This window comes from Bradyrhizobium sp. URHD0069 (genome assembly GCF_000701345.1).
Lineage (GTDB): Bacteria > Pseudomonadota > Alphaproteobacteria > Rhizobiales > Xanthobacteraceae > Bradyrhizobium.
Window position 1 is genome coordinate 107,183 of sequence record NZ_JNIJ01000012.1, and the last position, 16,970, is coordinate 124,152.

Below are 16,970 nucleotides of genomic sequence, written 5' to 3' on the forward strand. Positions count from 1 at the left end.
TTTGGGAAACCACGTCGATACACGCTTAAAGTCCCGCCAGCAAGGCTGGCTCCGGCCGTTTCAGCGGCCATTGAACAGCGGGTGCGCCACACGATCGCCGGGCGCGATCCCGTATTTTTGCGCCGTGCCTGCGATCACCTCCAGAACCCCCTTCGCCGGGCCCCCTGACGAGATGATCTTGGTGGACAGCGGCTCGGTATTCTCCGCAATTCGCAGGATACGGCCGTCGGCGCGAATGAAAATCATGTCGAGCGGAATGTAGGTGTTTTTCATCCACATCGAGACCTGCCGTTCCGGCGAGAAGTCGAACAGCATGCCTTTGCCGTCCGGCAATTCCTTGCGGTACATCAGGCCGGTTTCCTTCTCCTCGTCGGTGGTTGCCATCTCGACCGAGAAAACCTGCACGCCTGACTTGGTGACGATCTCGAGCGGCTGGAAGCTAGCCGCACGGGCGCTGGCGCCGGCAAATGCGCAGAGCACGCCGACCGCAGCGACAGCAACCCAAAGCCATCCGCGCGCGCGATGGGGATGAACACCTCGAGAGAAACTCATAGACAACGCTTTACCCAGCCGTGAAGATTTGGGGAACCCTAGCCCGAGGATCCTGGCAAATACCAGACCCATGCCGTTCAGATCGTCTTCAAGGCTGCGTGACGGCCGGCGGTCCCGTTCAGGGGTACGGGAAGCCGCTCGATTAGAGTGTTTTCAAGCGAAGTGGAGACCGGTTGGCGTCAAGAAAACGCGTCAAAACAAGAATCTAGAGCGCCGTTTCGATTCTATCGAAACGGAAGAGGCTCTAGTGCGAGGATAGTCCCGGCGCGCCCTTCTCCGGCTGAATTTCGGCGGCCATCATCCCCTTGGAGCCGGGCCCAAACCGCACCAGCACATACTGGCCAGGGCGGAGCTCGGTCATCCCGAAGCGCCGCAGGGTTTCCATATGCACGAAGATATCCGGCGTCCCTTCGCCGCAGGTCAGGAATCCAAATCCACGAAGCCGGTTGAACCATTTGACCTGCGCCCGCTCCAGGCCGCTGGTCGGGGTGACGCTGACATGGGTTCGCGGCGGCAGCATTTGCGCCGGATGGATTGCCGTCGATTCGTCCATCGATAGAATGCGGAACGCTTGATAGCCCTTGGCCCGCTGCACGCATTCGCAGACCAGTCGCGCGCCTTCGTAAGCGGTTTGATAGCCGTCGCGCCTAAGCACCGTTACGTGCAAAAGCACATCGGGCCAGCCATTGTCGGGAACGATGAAGCCGTAGCCCTTTGATGCGTCGAACCATTTGATGACGCCGGAGATTTCGACGAGGTCTGCGGCGCTGTCGCCGAGACCGGAAAGCGCATCCATCGCCGGATCGCGCTCGATCCTGCCTGAAAATTCGCCCGGTCCGAATTGGTTCGATACCGTACCGCCTGATGGCGGGCCGCCGAGCTTCTTGGACTCAAAACCGTCCGACCCCATGACCCCGGACCCCACACATGATTGCAGCCCGTCGTCTAGCGCGACGGCACTGGAACAAGCGTCCATTCATGAATTGCCATGATGACGCCACACGAATCTCTCGAATCAAAAGATAACACTCCCGCGTGCGGTGGATAGACAAAAAACAAATTCGTCGAAAGCTATGAACAGTCTTGCGCGGCCGCGAATCAATTAGGCAATCAGTTCCCGACGAACGGCCCGAGCGCTTCCCCGATATCGTAGTGGATCACCAGATCGGCAATATCATCCTGTTCGGTCGCCTCGTTGTTGATGATCACCAGTTTGGCGCCGCAGTTTTTCGCCAGCATCGGAAACCCGGCGGCCGGCCAGACCACCAATGAGGATCCGATCGCAAGAAACAGGTCGCAATGCCGGGCAAGCTCGGTGGCGCGGCGCATCGCATCCTCCGGCATCGCCTGTCCGAACGAGATGGTGGCGGTCTTGACCGGCTCGTCGCAGACAGTGCAGTCCGGCGCGCCGCCGATTTCGTCGAAGCGCTGCTTGACCCAGACGAGATCGTAAGCATGTCCGCAGCCGATGCAGCGGGCGTAAGTGGTGTTGCCGTGAAGCTCGACGACGTGATCCGCCGCAACCCCCGATATCTGATGCAGATTGTCGATGTTCTGGGTGACGATGGCGGGAATCTTGCCGGCCCTGTAGAGCGAGGCGAGCGCGCGGTGGCCGCGCCCCGGCCGCGCGGCCGCGAATGTCGGTTCCATCGCAAAGCGCCGCCGCCATGCCTCATCCCGGGCGTCAGGGCTCGCGACGAACTCGTCGAAAGGGATCGGACGGTTGCGGGTCCACAATCCGCCGGGTGAGCGGAAATCGGGAATGCCGCATTCGGTCGAAATGCCGGCGCCTGTGAAGGGAACGATGGTTGATGCCTCGGCGATCATATCGCCGAGCCGTTCCACGCCGTTGCGAAGATCCGATGCGATCATGGGAGTAATCCGAAAAACTTGAACGCGTGCACTATAGCACGGCCCGTCGGACTGCACCTTCGCTGGGTCAGAGATCAGTTGACCGCGCCGGCATCGGGCGCTGCGTTCACGCCGCCTCTGCGATCGGCTCCTTGGCCTCGTCGCTCTTCTTCTCGTCGCTCTTTTTGATCTTCGCGACCGGCGCCGAGGCGAACGATTTCTTCGCTGGCTTGCCGTACTGCGACAATCTTTCCAACTCAGCTTCCAGCTCGGCCTGCCGCGCCGCGACCTTTTCCATCAATTTGTCGGTCGCGTTGTCGCGTAACGCGGCGAGTTCTTCAATACCAAGCGAATCCAGGTCGATTTTTGCCATGGGGGCCTCCGGTTTTCTTCTGGCTACCGGGGCGGCGCGCAAGCCACAAGCACGGTGGAGGTCTTATCCACCGTGAAGGTCGGCGCGCGGCAATCACAATCCTGCAACGCCTCCTCCCAATTCGTGCCCCAATCGAGGCCATCAATGAGTGTCGGGATACGACTTGAAAAGGGGGGATGGGCATGGCCGACCAAAAAGACAGCGCCGCTCAGGAACGGGAAGAAATCGCAGCGCGCCTGGCACTTTTCAGAGCCACTCAGGAAAAGTTCGAACGCGAGCGCGAGGAATATTTCATCACCACGCTGGAAAACGCGCGTCACTCCGAAAATTCGTCACTTTGAGCGGTCGCCGTTCTGGCCCTATGGCGAACTTTCGAGCGCCGTCACAGCAAATACAAAAAGCCCGGATGCGATGCTCCGGGCTTTTCGATGACCAGGACTAGTAGTGCCGCCAGTAGCGGTGCCGGTAGTAAGGCCCGCCGTAGTAGGCGTAAGGCCCCGGTCCATAATAGGAGCGCGGGCCGTAACCATAGCCCGGTCCGTAATAATACGGGTACGCGCTAGCGGCGGCTCCGGCGGCGAGTGCACCTGCAGCGAGGCCGAACGCCAATCCGGGGCCGACACCCCGACCCCCCGCCTCAGCCGGCGCGCTCACGGCGGTTGTCGCAACCGCACCAACCGTCGCCAGGATTGCTAACGTCTTTTTCATACGCATCTCCCTCCATTGAGTGCCCCACAGATAACGCAAACGCTTTTGCATGGTTGCGCAGGAACCCCAGGGGTTCCGCAGCGGGAATCGCGACCGACGGACCCGACGTTGCAGAACACCCGTTTGGTCCTGCAAAAAAATGAGCTGGCCGGAACGAAACCGCGGCGTCGGGGCATCGCGTGTCTGATGTGGCCTCGCCTGCGAGCGCGTCCATGCGCGAACGCGCTCGCACGCTTCAACGGCATTCGACATCATAAGCAAAGTTGAAACGCTAATTTTTCTGGCCTTCAAGCCGCCCGATCTTGCGATCTAGATACCAAACTTCAACATCGCAGCCGTCCACAAACTGACGCGCGGCCTTCAAGGCCTCCGCATCCGTTTCGGCGTCAATGGGCTTGGACGAGGCTACGCGATTGTCTCCATCAATCAGATAAGCTCTATAAGTCGGCATAATTGCCCTCCCTTCCCCAAGACAACGCCCGGGAAAACGAAAGCTGAGGAAGGGGAGCCATGCCGGAACCGATGGAACCGTCCGCGGCTGAAACCGAACAGAAATTATTTGAGGGATAGAGTCATTGCAGATTTGGATACACCGGCCGGTTAAACCAGGTCATCAGGAAATTCCAAACTACGGCAGCGGACTGGGCGCGCCTGCAATTCTCAATTGTCGGCGTGGCCTGTGAATGCTGGATGGCAAACGTGGCCCCACGAAGCGCAGCGCAACCGGGGCTTACCCCACCTTCATCAAGACCGACCGCCATTTCGCTGCGCTTGATGCGGGCTACAGGTTTTCGGATCAGCACGAAAGTAAGAGGGATCCGCACGCAACGCCCCCTGCCCTCATTCCTGTTTTGCTGCTATTGAAGCCTTCGAAACCAAGCACAATCTCTTCAATATCTCAGGGAGCAAGAGAAACATGCGTTATCTCCACACCATGCTGCGCGTGCGCAATCTCGATACCGCGCTGAAATTTTACCAGGACGCGCTGGGATTGAAGGAAGTCCGCCGGGTCGACAACGACAAGGCGAAATTCACACTGGTGTTTTTGTGCGCCCCCGAAGACGAGGGACTGCTGAAAGCATCCAAGGGACGCGGCGCGCCACTGGTCGAACTGACCTACAACTGGGACGAGGAAAAATACGGTGAAGACCGCTATTTCGGCCATCTCGCCTACGAGGTCGACGACATCTATGCGACCTGCGACCGTCTGATGAAAATGGGCATCACCATCAACCGCCCGCCGCGCGACGGCCAGATGGCCTTTGTCCGCTCGCCCGATCTGCATTCGATCGAACTTCTGCAAAAGGGCGACGCGAAGCCGCCGGCGGAGCCGTGGACCTCGATGCCAAACACCGGGCACTGGTAAACCTTGCATAAATTCTTTGTGCATCTCCGGCATCCCTTCGACCGGCTGGTGACGAGAGCGGATGCGCCGTTTTCGCCAGGCGCATCCGAAGACGATTGGCGATCTAGCCGCAGCCACGAGGCCATCGACGTCGACGCAGAAGTACGCAAGGCCGTTCGATCGAGACGGCTACTCGCTTTTCAAAAACGGCCTCCCGCTTTCCGAAATTCCAGAGCCGTAAGCCGCGGCCGCCAATGCCAGGGCCCATCCTGGTCGCGCCGCGTTAGGCAAATTTGCAAAATCCGGTTTTGCGTTGCTTTCACCGGAACCGGCGTCTCCCTCTCGCGTTCTCAACCAAGAGGTGTTTATGGAGGAGATGATGGGACGAGGAATTCTGCTTTGGCTGTTAGGTGTGCCAATTCCGGTGATTATTCTGCTGTGGTTGTTCCTTGGCCACTGACCGCGAAGGATCGATCTGGTTGCGTCAATCAGGCCCGGCTAATGGCGCGGCCTTTTTGCAGAGCGTGATTGACTGGGAAATCCGCGGCGGCGGACGCTTTTTTGCAAAAATTCCGATATGACCCAGGGTCAATCATTGGGAGTGCAAACGCGTGGCGGACAACAATCGGGGGCATCTTAAGATCTGGGGCCGGGCCAATTCGGTGAATGTTCAAAAAGTGCTGTGGTGCGTGCGCGAACTCGATCTCGCGTATGAACGCGTCGATGCCGGCATGCAGTTCGGCCGCAATCGCGATGCCGACTATCTCGCGATGAATCCGAACGGGCGCGTGCCGACGCTGGTGGACGGCGGTTTCGTGCTCTGGGAATCCAATTCGATCATGCGCTATCTCGTACTCGCCTATGGCGAGGGCACATCGCTCTATCCGCAGGCGCCGAGACAGCGCGCCGCCGTCGATCGGTGGCTGGACTGGACGCTGTCGACCTTGCAGCCGGTCGATCGACCGGTGTTCTGGGCGCTGGTACGAACGCCGATCGAACAGCGCGATATGGCCGCAATCCAGAAGGACGCCGATGCCGAAGCGGAGCAATGGCACATCGTCGATAGGCAGTTGGCGACGCGGCGGTTCATCGAAGGCGATGATTTTACGCTCGCCGATATCGCGCTCGGCGCCTATGCGCGGCGCTGGTTCGGGGTCGAAGGCATCAGCAAGCCGCAGCTAACACATCTCGAGCGCTGGTTTGCGCAGCTCGCCGGCCGCGCAGGATTTGCGCAATTCGTTGCGCCGCCGCTGTTCTGAGAAGGCGTCCTTGCGATCCAGTGCTAGATCCCCGATCGCTCGAACAGCACAATGCAAATAATCAAGAGCAGCGTGACGACCGCCACCGCCAGGCGCGCGGTCCAGCTCATGCCGCGGCTCACCCACCACAGCAGCGCGCAACTCATCACGACGGGAACGATGATATCGAGGTGCAATGGCTCGTCCTGTTGCCGCTCAGCGCCAGCCGCTGGAACTACCCACTCCGATGCTGACCGCGCCACCGATCTTCATGCAGGTCTCGGTGCCCTCGATCTTGGCGAACCCCGGACCATAGTCGGCGCAGGAGTTGCGGCGGGCTGCATCTTTCAGCGGGAGCGGCCTGGCTGAGGCTCTGGATTTGTCCGACTTCCGAATACCGGACTGCTCGGCCGCGGCCATCGAAGCCGGCAGCAGCGCCATAGCAGCAATCGCAAGGACGATATTTCTCATCCCGTCTCTTTATCGCCTGCGGCCTGTTTAGGCTACCGGACGGACTTGAGGCCGACCGACTTGCCGCGGCGCCAGACCACTTCGCAGCTCCGGCCTCGCAGCGGGCTGCGCAATCCCCGCTTCCTTCATGGCTGCGGCCATTAAGCTGAGAGTTCGGCCCCACCCCAAGGAGAGCCGCGAGAACCGTTGAAATTCGGTCAATGTTTGGGCGGTTCTCGCTGCACCGAAGGCGCTCGGCCCGCCACGAAAAACCAATTTCCCGGCGGCTTGCCCGGCCGCGCAAACGCCACTATACGTTCGCCCGCCGCCATCGGGATCAATTCGCCACGGTCCGGGTTCGGTACGGCGTCATCGCGAGCCAAAGCGTTGATTTGCCGGGTATATTTGTTTGTGACCACAGCGAAACGGCGATGCCCCGACCAGCCTCGGTCGTGGCCAGGCGGACGTTTTCGCTCCCTTCGTCTATCGGTTAGGACGCCACCCTTTCACGGTGGAGAGAGCGGTTCGATTCCGCTAGGGAGCGCCACCCAGCTCAACGACCCTCCAAAAACCCTTATTTTACTGAGTTTTTCAGAGGGCCGCCAAATCCATGTGGCCCAGTTTGTGGCCCAATCAGTTTGGAGCCCGCGTCCCTATTGCTGACGGACGCGAAGGCGTAAATCCCGGCGATCCTTGATTGAGAATTCCACCGTTTGGAGGCGTACCGGCACCAACTCTAGGCGGAAGCTTCGGTGGCACTTGCGCTGCACCGGGCCCGGATTTTGGTCCCGTCGGGTGGAACTGCCGTCTCTTTTACTTGGCTTCTTTTCCGCATCGAAGCAGTTTTTTTCTTGTTTTGCGCAGGTGCGCCCTACGCAACTACCCTGTTGCTCAACGTTGTTTGGGTAACGATGGAGGCATCTTTTGTGGCATTCCTCGGCCTTTTGGTCGCAAGTCTTGTGAATTTTAGGTTTTGCCCACGATGGATTTGCGCTGCCGGCCGTAAAAATAATTGCGCAAATCCCGAGCCCGATCGCACAGATCGCACACCGGACCGCGAGGTCAACGACATTCGTTTTCATGTGGTTTAGTCTCCATCGTATGGAGACTGGTCTACGCCTTCCAAGAAGCCACAACGTCAACTGAAAGGCTCAATTCGCCTTCACATAAGCCAGAGCTTTGGGTGTCGTTCTCGTTGCTCGATTGATCGAAAATAAATCGATGAATTTTGTTCTGTTCTCACGGCGAGGCCCTATCAAGTCAGTGTGCCTCGTTTTGCTTGGGCTGACCCTAATCCCTTATGCACAGGCATTCGCCCAACCAGCGCCTCCAACTCCGGCGGAAATGATCTCGAACTATCGCATTCAGCACGGCGAAGGGCGGGTGACCCTGGATCCTGCGCTCACTAAGATTGCACAGGAACAGGCCACTGCCATGGCCTCCAAACAGACGCTCGACCATAGTGTGCTCGCGCCGTTCAATTCGCGTGTAGCCTCTTCAAGATCGGATCGTGCCGCAGAGAATATCGCTTACGGCCATGATAGTTTCGCAAACACATTAGCTCAATGGATTGGGTCGGATGGTCACCGAAAGAATCTGTTGCTGCACAACGCATCTCGGGTCGGTGTAGCCAGTTCAAAAAGCTCCACGGGCCCCACCTATTGGGCAATGGTGATCGCGGTCGCGTCCAAACCCACGACGGCACCGACCAAGTCCGCAAAACGGCCGGCTCACCAAGCCTGTAGAATTACAATTCTTGGCCTCTGTCTGTGAAAAAGCGGAAGAGGTTTGTGGATCCCCGCGCCTCCCGTCACACGTGAGACGTCCAAGGTTCGATGCCTTGTGCGTCCACCAGTGCGCCCAAATCCCCTGAAAACCTGAGTTTGTTTATAATTTCGACGCCGCCTCAGTTGGCCGCCTCTTTCATTCGCCTTTGGACGGCGTGAAGAGTCAGCTCGATGGCAATGTGATCCAGACCATCAGCCGCACCCTGATGGAAGAAGTGAAATGGGACCGCTCCATGGTGACTACGCTCGACTGGGCGAGCTATCCGATCCTGATCCTGACCTTCGCGGACATTCCGGAACTGGTCTACGACCTGATCGACCGCCCGAACGAACGCCCTTGGGGCGCGGGCGAGCCGTCGACGGCGGTGGTGCCGTCGGCGATCTCGAATGCCGTGTTCGATGCCACCGGCATCCCCCTGCGCTCGGTGCCTTATACTCCGGCGCGGCGCTCAGCTCGGCTTGAGTAGAGGTATCCGGGATATCGCAGCAGAAGGGCACCTCACGGCGCCCTCTTCCTTTCATCACGCGCCGGCCACCAGATCGTGAAGGCCTGTCATCCGTTCGGATGACGCGAACTGCCCGCCTATCATGAGAGGCAACAGATGGGAACATGATCTGGAGCAGGGATATTATGACGACGTATTTTATGACGACATATCGCGTATGGTCGCGCGGCTTCACGGCGCTGCTGGCCTGCGGCGCTTTCGCCGTCGGGCTCGCGAGCGCGGAGGCCCAGGTGACGCGGGACCACAGGCCCAAAGAGCCCCCCAGGCAGTTCACCGATCACCGCAAGAATCCGCCGCCCCCCGGTTGGGGGAAATCAGAAAACCCGCACCACAACTTTGGAAAGCAGGGCGGTGTATCCGTGAAATAGGATCTATCCCTCCAGTTGTTTGGGAAATTTGTGCTTCAACCCTCGGCAAAGGTGAACAACCACGCTGTCATCGGTGGATGTTTACGACTTGCGCGGAAGACAACAGAGCCGCTCCACCGGTTGCAGGGCGCGAGGCGGGGCGGCTAACGGACGCCTGAGTGCTTCATCACTCAAAGGGCAGCGTCGCCTGATCTTCTGACCAGTCGATGATCGCGAAAACCATTCCGCGCCTGAGCATTTCGATTTCGAGATCAGCGGCGTGCTTTTTCCAGTCGGGCGTCTCGCGAATGCGAAATCTGGGTCCCTCGTCAAGGCCGCGGAGCGAATCATCAGCCGCCAGCGCCCCACGAATGCCCTCGTACATCATGGTGAGGCTGTCGTTCGTGAATGCTCGATAATTCATCGGGTCCCCAGCCCCTATGAACAAGCAACCGCCGGTGCCCCCAAACGACGGCTCCAGCCGCAATCGCTCGCTAGAAGATATCACAGAGTGAGCCGGAAGAGTTAATTCGGAATTACATCGTGGCGCCGGGGGTAACTTAGTTGCGGACGAGACTCCCCGCTTTTGCGCGCTACCCTCCCGTCGACGCGGGTCCGGTCCGGCTTCCCGTCGGCCCAGGATAATCGACTGTCAAGTTGAGCAGAATCAGGGTTATCTTCGCAACGTTGCCCCGTTGACGTCGCGAAGGCGAACCGGAGATGACCGAGCTGGAAGTTCTGGACCGCAACATACACGGGCTAAAGGAATTGCTGAGGGTCGCCTGGCGCGATCTTGCAAACCCGCTACTCACATCATTCGACCGCCGCGAAGCGCGCAACCAAATCAACCAGTACACTGCCGAATTGCGGCGTCATCTCCAGTTGATCGAAGCGGAACGCAGCCGATCCCGTAAGCAATCTTTGCCGGAAAAGCCCCGCCGTTTTGAGGAAGTGAAGTTCCGAATTCTTGCATAAGCCCACTCGCGCGCCGCAATCGCTCGACGCTGCTGCCAATCGCGATCCCCCAAGGCTGCTTCCTCGAAACAGGCCTCTGCTCTGGCCTTCTCGCATTGGCCTTCAGCTAAAGGGTAGCTTTCATTCCAAAAAAATTTGGGCCTGGTAGTGCCGCTGAAATATACCGGCGGCCTTATTCCCCGTGGTTCCCTCATGGGAGATCGTCTGCGTGGCGCGCCCGGCGATTGGTTCCGGCCCCAAAACGAATCTCTATTGTTCCAGATTGAGGAACTCCCTCCTCGCCTCGCGAATTTCCAGGCAGCCTTTTCCATGTAGCCTTTCCATGGAGGAACGTCAGACTAGGCTTAAAGCATTCGTCGACTGAATGACCGTCTTAGCCCACCCTTCGGCACCACGGTATGGAGCGCCGCTTCCGCCTTTCAGGGGCCTGCCCCTCACGTCGCGATGGCGGCGGAACGAAACCTTTTCCTGTTGCTTGCCTTGCAATGGAGAAATGCCGTGCGCACTGGCACCATTTTGATCGTAACTGTTCTGCTGGGACTGTTGACGGCCGTCGGCCTGTTCGCGTGGGCTGGTCTCGCGGGCCCCGGTGAGCCCATGCCAACTAAGGGCTACGTCGCGCTAGCCTTGGGCGCTCTCGCCACCGTGCTGGTCGGCCTGGGATTGATGGGTCTTGTTTTCTACAGCAGCCGCCGAGGCTACGACGAGCCACCTCATTTTCACGAAGATCCCTGATGTGGCACGATGAATAATCCCGACCAGGAAGTTGTATTGCGAGCCGTTGAGGACGCGAGGCGTATCCTCGGAGAATACATCGAACCGGGTCCACATAGTGCAACAAGGACTGTAGAGCGCCTGCTCGCTGTGCTCGACAGAAACGATCTGGTGCACGCGCTCGACCGAATTAACCGACGAATGGTGCTGCGGCTGGTCAAAGGATCGTTGGGAGAAACAAAAAATCCCGGGGGTGATCCGATTTAGCACCGTGGTTCTTGATCGGGAAGCACCAGACCTGCCGGGCGTGATCTCGCGCTCTTGCGTCAGACTCACCATCTGCACGCGCGTGCGCCACGTTCGGCCGGCCTCAAAGGGAAGATCAGCAGCGGTATGGTCCGGAGCAGCGGGCAAGATCGATGTGAACAAGCGTTCATCAAAATTAAATTTTGATCGCGGCTCCGACCATCACAATTTTCAAGCAACTTTCAATTGCCGCTCCAGTTAGTTAGTTATGGAAAATGGAGAGCTTGGAACCATGAGAAAGGCAGCATTGGCTTTGGCAACCGCTGCCACGCTCGGCTTGACTGCGGTAGCAGTTCCCGCACCCGCAGAAGCACGAGGTGGTTGGGGTTGGGGTGGTTTTGGACCTGCCCTGGCGGGCGGGTTGGTCGCGGGGGCACTAATCGGCGGCTTGGCCTCCAGCGCGTATGCTTACGGGCCGGGCTACGGCTACTATGGCGGCTATGGCCCGTATTATGGCGGCTACGCCCCCTATTACGGCTATGCTCCCGCCTATTACGGCGGATATTACGCGCCATATTCAGGATATTACGGCTACCGGTACCGGCGCGTGTTTCGTCCCGCATATGGCTATTACGGTGGTCCTCGATTCTATGGCGCCCGGTATTATTAAGGGTGGAATCGTTGGTGACATCTAGAGCGGACACCAAGCGGATAGCGCCCGCGATCGCGGCTGTTGAGCAGATATAATGCATCGGCCGCGAGTCGGCGCGGCAATAACTGCCCGCGGCGGACGCGCTTCGCCACCCTTCGAAGCGTAGATAAACGGAGAAAAATGGCCTATCTGCCATCCTGATGCTTCTCCTTGAATCCCTCCCAACCGTGATCGGCACCGCGGCGGTGGCCCCCGCCTTGCTGATATTGTGGCTTGTGATCGCCGCGGGTGAGCGCCCTGGCCCGCCAGCCAGAGTCTGGGCCGCCTTTCTGCTTGGCGCCGCCAGCATTTCGCTATTGGGCGTAGCGCGTGCGCCGTTTGCCTCGATATCGGCGACCTCCGAAAATCCCTGGGTCGCGCAGGTCCTGCATTCGGTATTCGGGGTCGCAGCGCCCGAGGAAATCGTCAAGATTCTCGTCATATTCGCGGTTTCGGCGCGGCGCCGGCCGTTCGCTGATCCGATGGACACCGTGGTCTATGGTGCGGCGGTGGGTCTCGGTTTTGCGGCGTACGAAAATCTCGCCTACTTGGTGCGGCATGAGGAGATCTGGCAGTCGCTGGCCGCGTTGCGCAGCGTCCTGACCGTGCCGTTCCACGGCGCCCTCGGCATCATCGCCGGCGCCTATCTTGCGATCGCGCGATCCGGCACCGCGCTGGGTGCGCACCGGCATCACCGCGACTGGGCGCGCATCTCAAGTTTCATTCTGATGCTGTTTGTGCCGCTCGCGCTGCACGCAGCCTTTGATTTCCCGTTGCTGACGCTGCAACAGAACCCGGACATCGATCCATCCACCCGAATGATGCTGGGATCGGCCAGCGTGCTGATCGGCTTCGGTTCGATCGCCTTTGCCGCGCGGCTGGTGCGGCGGGTCGGCCGTCACCACGCCCCTCGCACCGAAGTCGCGCGCGAACGACTAAGTCAGTTGCGACGAATGTGGGCGTTACTGGTGGTGGGCGGCGGCGCTGGATTTGCAGGTCTGGCCTTTGTGCTCACATCGATCCATCACTGGCTGGTCAATCCCGAACGCAACATGGCGCTCGTGCTGATCCCGATCGGCCTCGTCTCGATACTGATCGGCACCGCGCTGCTGGCAGCCACCACGGCGATCTATATTCTCGGTCGCAATCGGATGCGCATCACATTGAATAGTTTTTCGTCTGCTCCCGGACGTGGTTAGGGCAGCGGTGCCGCGTTCAAGCCGCGTATCAGCGAACTAATTTGACCCGGCGACGTTGGCGCAAGTTATACTTACGCCTAGGGCGTCATCCTGCGCTGCCGGTATCGGGAGATTTTCAATGACCCTTCACCAGGACATCACCAGAGTGCAATCCGAAATGAACGCTGCGGTCCGTGAGCATTGGAAGGTCTTTTTGTTTGAAGGCATCCTGCTTATGATCCTGGGACTGGCGGCGGTGATCGCGCCGTTGATAGCGAGCCTCGCCTTCACGATTTTCTTCGGCTGGATGTTTCTGATCAGCGGCGTCGTGGGACTGGCGACGACGTTCTGGGCTCGACGGATGCCGGGCTTCCGGTGGTCGCTGGCTTCGGCCGCGCTGGCCGTCGGCGCCGGCATCATTCTGCTGGCGAGGCCGGCCGAGGGCGTCTTGACACTCACCATCGTGATCGGCGCCTATTTCCTCGCCGAAGGCGTCGCCACCATCATGTATGCGCTGGAGCATCGCCGCGAATTATCCGAGCGCTGGAGCTGGATGCTGTTCGCCGGCATAATGGATATCCTGATTGCCGCCCTGATCATCACCGGGCTTCCCGGCTCGGCCGAATGGGCTGTCGGACTCCTGGTCGGAATCAACCTCTTGTTCGGCGGTGCTTCGCTGATCGCAATGGCGCTCGCGGCCCGCAAGGGGTGATCACAGAATTTGCGCGTATTCTGTCCGCGACACCGGTATCACCCTCGGATCAAAACCGTGGGCCGCCTTTGCGGAACGCGGCTGACATTCAGCAACCGCGGCAAATGCTCTTGATCTTGCGATCGAGCGCACGGTTTTCCTTGATGAGCGGATCGTTCGGATCGTCGAGGTCCGTGTCGGGCACCTGATCGGCGCGTGGCTGACGGTGGCCGATCGGGGCTTCGAGCGGCACCTGCCGCTGAATCTGCGACTGATTTGCCGCGTCCGAAGCTCCCTTGTTGCTCTTTGTCTGCGCCACCCCAGGACCGCCGCCAATCAGAAGCAGCAGCGCTGCGGTCGTGAACAATTTTCTCATCTTGCTTCTCCCATTTTCGGAAAAATGAGCTATCGCGCACGATCGGGAACCTCCGCCCATCACTTCGATCATGGCTTCGGAGGATAGAGATGTACGTCGCCGCAATAATCGACAATACGATAACGCGTTTCCGGGCGCAGTTGACAGTCCGCAGACAAGAAATTTGCATGCGACAAATAGCTCGGGCCGACCGGCGCCTTGCCGTGTCCGCCGGGAATGTCGAGCACGTAATCCGGCTGACACAATCCGGAAACCCGCCCCCGCAGCGCGCGCATCAGTTCCTGCCCGTGCGCCAGCGTGGTGCGCAGATGCGCCGTGCCGGGCGCGAGATCGCCGTGGTGCAGGTAATAGGGCTTGATTCGGCATTCGACGAAGGCCCGCATCAGAGCCTCCAACGCCGCTGGGTTATCGTTGACGCCGCGCAGCAGCACCGACTGGCTTACCATGGGAATGCCAGCATCGATGATCTCGGCGCAAGCGGCGCGGGCCCTGCCAGACAGTTCCCGGGCGTGATTGGCGTGCAGCGCGACCCAGGTCGTCGCGCCCGTGACCTTCAGCGCCGCGATCGTCTCGGCGCTGATCCGCGCGGGATCGGCAACCGGCACGCGGGTATGAATCCGGATAACCTTGACGTGATCGATGGCCGCGAGGTCCGCCATGATCTCAGTGAGCCGTCGCGGCGACAGCATCAAGGGATCGCCCCCGGTCAGGATCACTTCCCAAATTTCCGGATGCGCGCGGATGTAGTCGAGCGCCTTGTCGTACGCGGCCTGCGAGAGCGAGGTCGTCTTGCCGGGCCCGACCATTTCGCGACGAAAGCAGAAACGGCAATACACCGCGCAGATGTGAACCAGCTTGAACAGCACCCGATCGGGATAGCGATGCACGATGCCGGCGACCGGCGAATGGCTGTGATCGCCGATCGGATCGGCATTCTCTTCCGGCTGAGTTAGCAATTCCTCGGCGCTCGGAATGAACTGTCGCGCGATCGGATCGTCGGGGTCATGGGGGTCGATCAGCTCGGCAATGTGCGAGGTCACGGCCACTGCATAGCGCGCCGCGACCGCTTCCAGATCGGGAAGCGCAGCGGCGGGCGCAAGGCCGCGAGCCACCAGCTCGGCGGGCTCGCGCAAAGTCGCGGCCGGCTTGAAATTGATCTTGTTCATGCATCACCTGCCGGCGGCGTCCACACCACCTGATCGATCCTGACCGCGCCGCTCGCCAGCATCACCAGCCGGTCGAAGCCGAGCGCGACGCCGCTCGCTTCCGGCATCTTTGCGACCGCATCGAGAAAATCCTCGTCGAGCGGATAGCGTTCGCCGTAGCGCCGCTGTTTTTCGTCCATCGCCAACGTGAAGCGCAGGCGTTGTTCCCGCGCATCGGTCAATTCGCCAAATCCGTTGGCGAGCTCGACGCCGCAGGCATAGACCTCGAAGCGTTCGGCGACGCGTGGATCGGACGATTTGGCGCGCGCCAGCGCCGCTTCGGGAACCGGATATTCAAACAATACCGTCAAACGTCCCTGCCCCAGATTCGGTTCGATATGCTCGACCAATACCTTGCTGAAAATATCCGACCAGGTGTCGTCATCCGTGATCCGCACCCGCTTCCTTGCCGCCGCCGCGAGGCCATCGCGATCGCCCTTGCCGTCCGCAACGGTTGCAAGCAGGTCGATCCCGGCAAAGCGCTCGAACGCCGTCGCGACTGTCAAAAGCTCCGGCTCGGCGAAGGGATCGGCGACGTTGCCGCGAAACGAGAATTGTCCGATGCCGGTCGCCTGTGCGGCGTGCGCAATGATGACGATGCTGTCGGCCATGACGGCGTCATAGGTTGCGTTGGCGCGGTACCATTCCAGCATGGTGAATTCGGGAAGATGCAAATCGCCGCGCTCGCGGTCGCGAAACACCCGCGCAAGCTCGAAAATCTTCGTTTCGCCCGAGGCCAGCAATTTCTTGCAGGCGAATTCCGGCGAGGTCCGCAAATACCGTGTCGCGCGCTCGCCATTGGCGCGCTGTAGTTCAGTCCGTGGCGCATGCAGGTGGGTCTCATTCCCCGGTGACACCTGCAAAATTCCGGTTTCCACCTCGGCAAAACCCTGCTCGTCGAACCATGTCCTAATGGCCCTGGTGATAGCGCTTCGCGCCGTCAAAAATGGCCTGACGTCGGCGTGCCGCGCGGCGGACCACCATGGCGAATACTGATCGTTTCCGGCCATCAACCTGCCGCCTCGCCAGGCAACCGGTGCAGGGACATCAAGTCGGCGGCACTAGTATCGACGCACAAAATCAGTATGTTGCAGCCCGAAACCGCCTTAAAAGCCGCAGGACAGCGTTGTCCGGATCGGGCCCAGGCCAGAATATCAGGAAAATCAGCTTTGAAAGTCATCGCCAGTTCTATTCGCAAGGGCAACGTCATCGAGCAAGACGGCAAGCTTTACGTGGTTCTGACCGCCGAGAACATCCACCCCGGCAAGGGAACGCCGGTCAGCCAGATCGAAATGCGCCGAATCAGCGATGGGGTAAAGATTTCCGAGCGTTACAAGACCACCGACCAGGTGGAGAAGGCGACCATCGAGGATCACAACTTCAACTACCTGTACAACGATGCCGACGGCTTCCATTTCATGAACGCCGACACCTACGATCAGGTTCAGGTGCCCAAGGATGTCGTGGGCGCGGCCGCGCCGTATCTGCAGGAGAACATGACCGTCAAGCTGTCGCTGCACGGCGTCGTTCCGGTGGCGATCCAGATGCCACAGCGCGCGACGCTGGAAGTTGTGGAAACCGAGCCCGTCACCAAGGGTCAGACCGCATCGTCGTCCTACAAGCCTGCTATCCTCTCCAACGGCGTGCGCACGGCCGTGCCTCCGCATATCGGTACGGGCACGCGCATCGTCGTCATGACCGAGGACGGCTCCTACGTCGAGCGCGCCAAGGATTAGA

At 59.9% G+C, this 16,970-nt stretch carries 24 protein-coding genes, 1 tRNA gene and 1 pseudogene; 13 read left to right on the forward strand and 13 right to left on the reverse strand.

Translation table 11 applies throughout. The annotated features are described in order from the left end of the window. Positions 1–60: 60 nt before the first annotated feature. From N554_RS0107065 to N554_RS0107080, 4 genes are all read right to left on the reverse strand, one after another. A complete protein-coding gene (locus N554_RS0107065) occupies positions 61–552 on the reverse strand; it encodes a DUF192 domain-containing protein (protein WP_029582828.1) in 492 nt (163 codons plus the stop codon). 244 nt (positions 553–796) lie between these two features. After that, positions 797–1,462 carry a cold-shock protein gene (locus N554_RS0107070; RefSeq protein WP_029582829.1) on the reverse strand — a complete coding sequence of 222 codons (666 nt, stop codon included), beginning with the start codon at positions 1,460–1,462 and terminating at the stop codon, positions 797–799. Between the two features lie 200 nt (positions 1,463–1,662). Then, entirely contained in the window at positions 1,663–2,424 is a 762-nt protein-coding gene (locus N554_RS0107075) for an SIR2 family NAD-dependent protein deacylase (RefSeq protein ID WP_029582830.1), read from the reverse strand. Positions 2,425–2,530: 106 nt separating this feature from the next. After that, complete coding sequence (locus tag N554_RS0107080) at positions 2,531–2,776, reverse strand: hypothetical protein (protein ID WP_029582831.1); 246 nt, start codon at positions 2,774–2,776, stop codon at positions 2,531–2,533. Between the two features lie 182 nt (positions 2,777–2,958). Here N554_RS0107080 and N554_RS40855 point away from each other — a divergent pair, with 182 nt between their 5' ends. Beyond that, on the forward strand, positions 2,959–3,117 hold the full coding sequence (locus N554_RS40855) for a hypothetical protein (RefSeq protein ID WP_197033467.1): 159 nt from the start codon (positions 2,959–2,961) through the stop codon (positions 3,115–3,117). Between the two features lie 97 nt (positions 3,118–3,214). Here N554_RS40855 and N554_RS0107090 read toward each other — a convergent pair whose 3' ends face one another. Both N554_RS0107090 and N554_RS0107095 read right to left on the reverse strand, forming a co-directional pair. After that, positions 3,215–3,484 (reverse strand): hypothetical protein, encoded by a 270-nt coding sequence (locus tag N554_RS0107090; protein ID WP_029582832.1) that lies wholly within the window; start codon positions 3,482–3,484, stop codon positions 3,215–3,217. 271 nt (positions 3,485–3,755) lie between these two features. Then, entirely contained in the window at positions 3,756–3,935 is a 180-nt protein-coding gene (locus tag N554_RS0107095; RefSeq protein ID WP_029582833.1) for a hypothetical protein, read from the reverse strand. Between the two features lie 465 nt (positions 3,936–4,400). On the opposite strand from N554_RS0107095, the gene N554_RS0107100 reads away from it, so the two are divergent. Beyond that, the gene (locus N554_RS0107100; RefSeq protein ID WP_029582834.1) at positions 4,401–4,850 is read left to right on the forward strand and encodes a VOC family protein; all 450 of its coding nucleotides are present in this window, start codon (positions 4,401–4,403) and stop codon (positions 4,848–4,850) included. Between the two features lie 590 nt (positions 4,851–5,440). Continuing rightward, the gene (locus N554_RS0107115) at positions 5,441–6,088 is read left to right on the forward strand and encodes a glutathione S-transferase family protein (protein WP_029582835.1); all 648 of its coding nucleotides are present in this window, start codon (positions 5,441–5,443) and stop codon (positions 6,086–6,088) included. Positions 6,089–6,111: 23 nt separating this feature from the next. On the opposite strand, the gene N554_RS39690 is transcribed toward N554_RS0107115, so the two are convergent. Next, a complete protein-coding gene (locus N554_RS39690; protein WP_156041830.1) occupies positions 6,112–6,264 on the reverse strand; it encodes a hypothetical protein in 153 nt (50 codons plus the stop codon). Positions 6,265–6,283: 19 nt separating this feature from the next. Then, a complete protein-coding gene (locus N554_RS0107125; RefSeq protein ID WP_029582836.1) occupies positions 6,284–6,538 on the reverse strand; it encodes a porin in 255 nt (84 codons plus the stop codon). A 451-nt stretch (positions 6,539–6,989) separates the two neighbouring features. Between N554_RS0107125 and N554_RS0107135 the strand changes: the two genes are divergently transcribed. From N554_RS0107135 to N554_RS0107145, 4 genes and pseudogenes are all read left to right on the forward strand, one after another. After that, a tRNA-Glu gene (locus tag N554_RS0107135) sits at positions 6,990–7,064 on the forward strand. A gap of 797 nt (positions 7,065–7,861) precedes the next feature. Beyond that, entirely contained in the window at positions 7,862–8,290 is a 429-nt protein-coding gene (locus N554_RS38015; protein WP_371259466.1) for a CAP domain-containing protein, read from the forward strand. A gap of 163 nt (positions 8,291–8,453) precedes the next feature. Next, a pseudogene (locus N554_RS0107140) lies at positions 8,454–8,771 on the forward strand (xanthine dehydrogenase family protein molybdopterin-binding subunit); the annotation flags it as partial. Positions 8,772–8,935: 164 nt separating this feature from the next. After that, entirely contained in the window at positions 8,936–9,178 is a 243-nt protein-coding gene (locus N554_RS0107145) for a hypothetical protein (RefSeq protein WP_036052594.1), read from the forward strand. Positions 9,179–9,344: 166 nt separating this feature from the next. Here N554_RS0107145 and N554_RS0107150 read toward each other — a convergent pair whose 3' ends face one another. Then, complete coding sequence (locus tag N554_RS0107150; protein WP_029582840.1) at positions 9,345–9,581, reverse strand: hypothetical protein; 237 nt, start codon at positions 9,579–9,581, stop codon at positions 9,345–9,347. Between the two features lie 296 nt (positions 9,582–9,877). Here N554_RS0107150 and N554_RS0107155 point away from each other — a divergent pair, with 296 nt between their 5' ends. After that, positions 9,878–10,132, forward strand: coding sequence for a hypothetical protein (locus N554_RS0107155; RefSeq protein ID WP_029582841.1), 255 nt, complete (start codon positions 9,878–9,880; stop codon positions 10,130–10,132). A 498-nt stretch (positions 10,133–10,630) separates the two neighbouring features. Continuing rightward, the gene (locus N554_RS41810) at positions 10,631–10,867 is read left to right on the forward strand and encodes a hypothetical protein (protein ID WP_029582842.1); all 237 of its coding nucleotides are present in this window, start codon (positions 10,631–10,633) and stop codon (positions 10,865–10,867) included. On the opposite strand, the gene N554_RS39695 is transcribed toward N554_RS41810, so the two are convergent. After that, a complete protein-coding gene (locus N554_RS39695; RefSeq protein ID WP_156041831.1) occupies positions 10,754–11,275 on the reverse strand; it encodes a hypothetical protein in 522 nt (173 codons plus the stop codon). The genes N554_RS41810 and N554_RS39695 overlap by 114 nt on opposite strands. Before the next feature lie 109 nt (positions 11,276–11,384). Between N554_RS39695 and N554_RS38020 the strand changes: the two genes are divergently transcribed. The 3 genes from N554_RS38020 (at position 11,385) to N554_RS0107175 (ending at position 13,673) form a co-directional block, all read left to right on the forward strand. Further along, the gene (locus tag N554_RS38020; protein ID WP_081851160.1) at positions 11,385–11,762 is read left to right on the forward strand and encodes a hypothetical protein; all 378 of its coding nucleotides are present in this window, start codon (positions 11,385–11,387) and stop codon (positions 11,760–11,762) included. A gap of 182 nt (positions 11,763–11,944) precedes the next feature. Then, a complete protein-coding gene (locus N554_RS0107170; RefSeq protein WP_029582844.1) occupies positions 11,945–12,982 on the forward strand; it encodes a PrsW family intramembrane metalloprotease in 1,038 nt (345 codons plus the stop codon). 118 nt (positions 12,983–13,100) lie between these two features. Further along, the gene (locus N554_RS0107175) at positions 13,101–13,673 is read left to right on the forward strand and encodes an HdeD family acid-resistance protein (RefSeq protein ID WP_029582845.1); all 573 of its coding nucleotides are present in this window, start codon (positions 13,101–13,103) and stop codon (positions 13,671–13,673) included. An 88-nt stretch (positions 13,674–13,761) separates the two neighbouring features. Here the strand turns inward: N554_RS0107175 and N554_RS0107180 are convergent, their stop codons facing one another. The 3 genes from N554_RS0107180 to epmA all read right to left on the reverse strand — a co-directional run bounded on the left by N554_RS0107180 (position 13,762) and on the right by epmA (position 16,243). Continuing rightward, a complete protein-coding gene (locus N554_RS0107180) occupies positions 13,762–14,028 on the reverse strand; it encodes a hypothetical protein (RefSeq protein ID WP_029582846.1) in 267 nt (88 codons plus the stop codon). 68 nt (positions 14,029–14,096) lie between these two features. Beyond that, entirely contained in the window at positions 14,097–15,194 is a 1,098-nt protein-coding gene (locus tag N554_RS0107185; protein WP_029582847.1) for a lysine-2,3-aminomutase-like protein, read from the reverse strand. Continuing rightward, positions 15,191–16,243, reverse strand: coding sequence for an EF-P lysine aminoacylase EpmA (gene epmA, locus N554_RS0107190; protein WP_029582848.1), 1,053 nt, complete (start codon positions 16,241–16,243; stop codon positions 15,191–15,193). The genes N554_RS0107185 and epmA overlap by 4 nt, the downstream gene beginning before the upstream one ends. Before the next feature lie 159 nt (positions 16,244–16,402). Here epmA and efp point away from each other — a divergent pair, with 159 nt between their 5' ends. Continuing rightward, the gene (efp, locus tag N554_RS0107195) at positions 16,403–16,969 is read left to right on the forward strand and encodes an elongation factor P (RefSeq protein WP_029582849.1); all 567 of its coding nucleotides are present in this window, start codon (positions 16,403–16,405) and stop codon (positions 16,967–16,969) included. Position 16,970 lies beyond the last annotated feature (1 nt).

Coding starts and splice junctions, on each gene's coding strand:
- N554_RS0107185 (WP_029582847.1), bottom strand. CDS start 15,194: ATGAACAAGATCAATTTCAAGCCGGCCGCGACTTTGCGCGAGCCCGCC.
- N554_RS38015 (WP_371259466.1), top strand. CDS start 7,862: ATGATCTCGAACTATCGCATTCAGCACGGCGAAGGGCGGGTGACCCTG.
- epmA (WP_029582848.1), bottom strand. CDS start 16,243: ATGGCCGGAAACGATCAGTATTCGCCATGGTGGTCCGCCGCGCGGCAC.
- N554_RS0107070 (WP_029582829.1), bottom strand. CDS start 1,462: ATGGGGTCGGACGGTTTTGAGTCCAAGAAGCTCGGCGGCCCGCCATCA.
- N554_RS0107175 (WP_029582845.1), top strand. CDS start 13,101: ATGACCCTTCACCAGGACATCACCAGAGTGCAATCCGAAATGAACGCT.
- N554_RS40855 (WP_197033467.1), top strand. CDS start 2,959: ATGGCCGACCAAAAAGACAGCGCCGCTCAGGAACGGGAAGAAATCGCA.
- N554_RS0107095 (WP_029582833.1), bottom strand. CDS start 3,935: ATGCCGACTTATAGAGCTTATCTGATTGATGGAGACAATCGCGTAGCC.
- N554_RS0107090 (WP_029582832.1), bottom strand. CDS start 3,484: ATGAAAAAGACGTTAGCAATCCTGGCGACGGTTGGTGCGGTTGCGACA.
- N554_RS38020 (WP_081851160.1), top strand. CDS start 11,385: ATGAGAAAGGCAGCATTGGCTTTGGCAACCGCTGCCACGCTCGGCTTG.
- N554_RS0107145 (WP_036052594.1), top strand. CDS start 8,936: ATGACGACGTATTTTATGACGACATATCGCGTATGGTCGCGCGGCTTC.
- N554_RS0107065 (WP_029582828.1), bottom strand. CDS start 552: ATGAGTTTCTCTCGAGGTGTTCATCCCCATCGCGCGCGCGGATGGCTT.
- N554_RS0107080 (WP_029582831.1), bottom strand. CDS start 2,776: ATGGCAAAAATCGACCTGGATTCGCTTGGTATTGAAGAACTCGCCGCG.
- N554_RS0107150 (WP_029582840.1), bottom strand. CDS start 9,581: ATGAATTATCGAGCATTCACGAACGACAGCCTCACCATGATGTACGAG.
- N554_RS0107075 (WP_029582830.1), bottom strand. CDS start 2,424: ATGATCGCATCGGATCTTCGCAACGGCGTGGAACGGCTCGGCGATATG.
- N554_RS0107100 (WP_029582834.1), top strand. CDS start 4,401: ATGCGTTATCTCCACACCATGCTGCGCGTGCGCAATCTCGATACCGCG.
- N554_RS0107125 (WP_029582836.1), bottom strand. CDS start 6,538: ATGAGAAATATCGTCCTTGCGATTGCTGCTATGGCGCTGCTGCCGGCT.
- N554_RS0107155 (WP_029582841.1), top strand. CDS start 9,878: ATGACCGAGCTGGAAGTTCTGGACCGCAACATACACGGGCTAAAGGAA.
- N554_RS0107180 (WP_029582846.1), bottom strand. CDS start 14,028: ATGAGAAAATTGTTCACGACCGCAGCGCTGCTGCTTCTGATTGGCGGC.
- N554_RS0107170 (WP_029582844.1), top strand. CDS start 11,945: ATGCTTCTCCTTGAATCCCTCCCAACCGTGATCGGCACCGCGGCGGTG.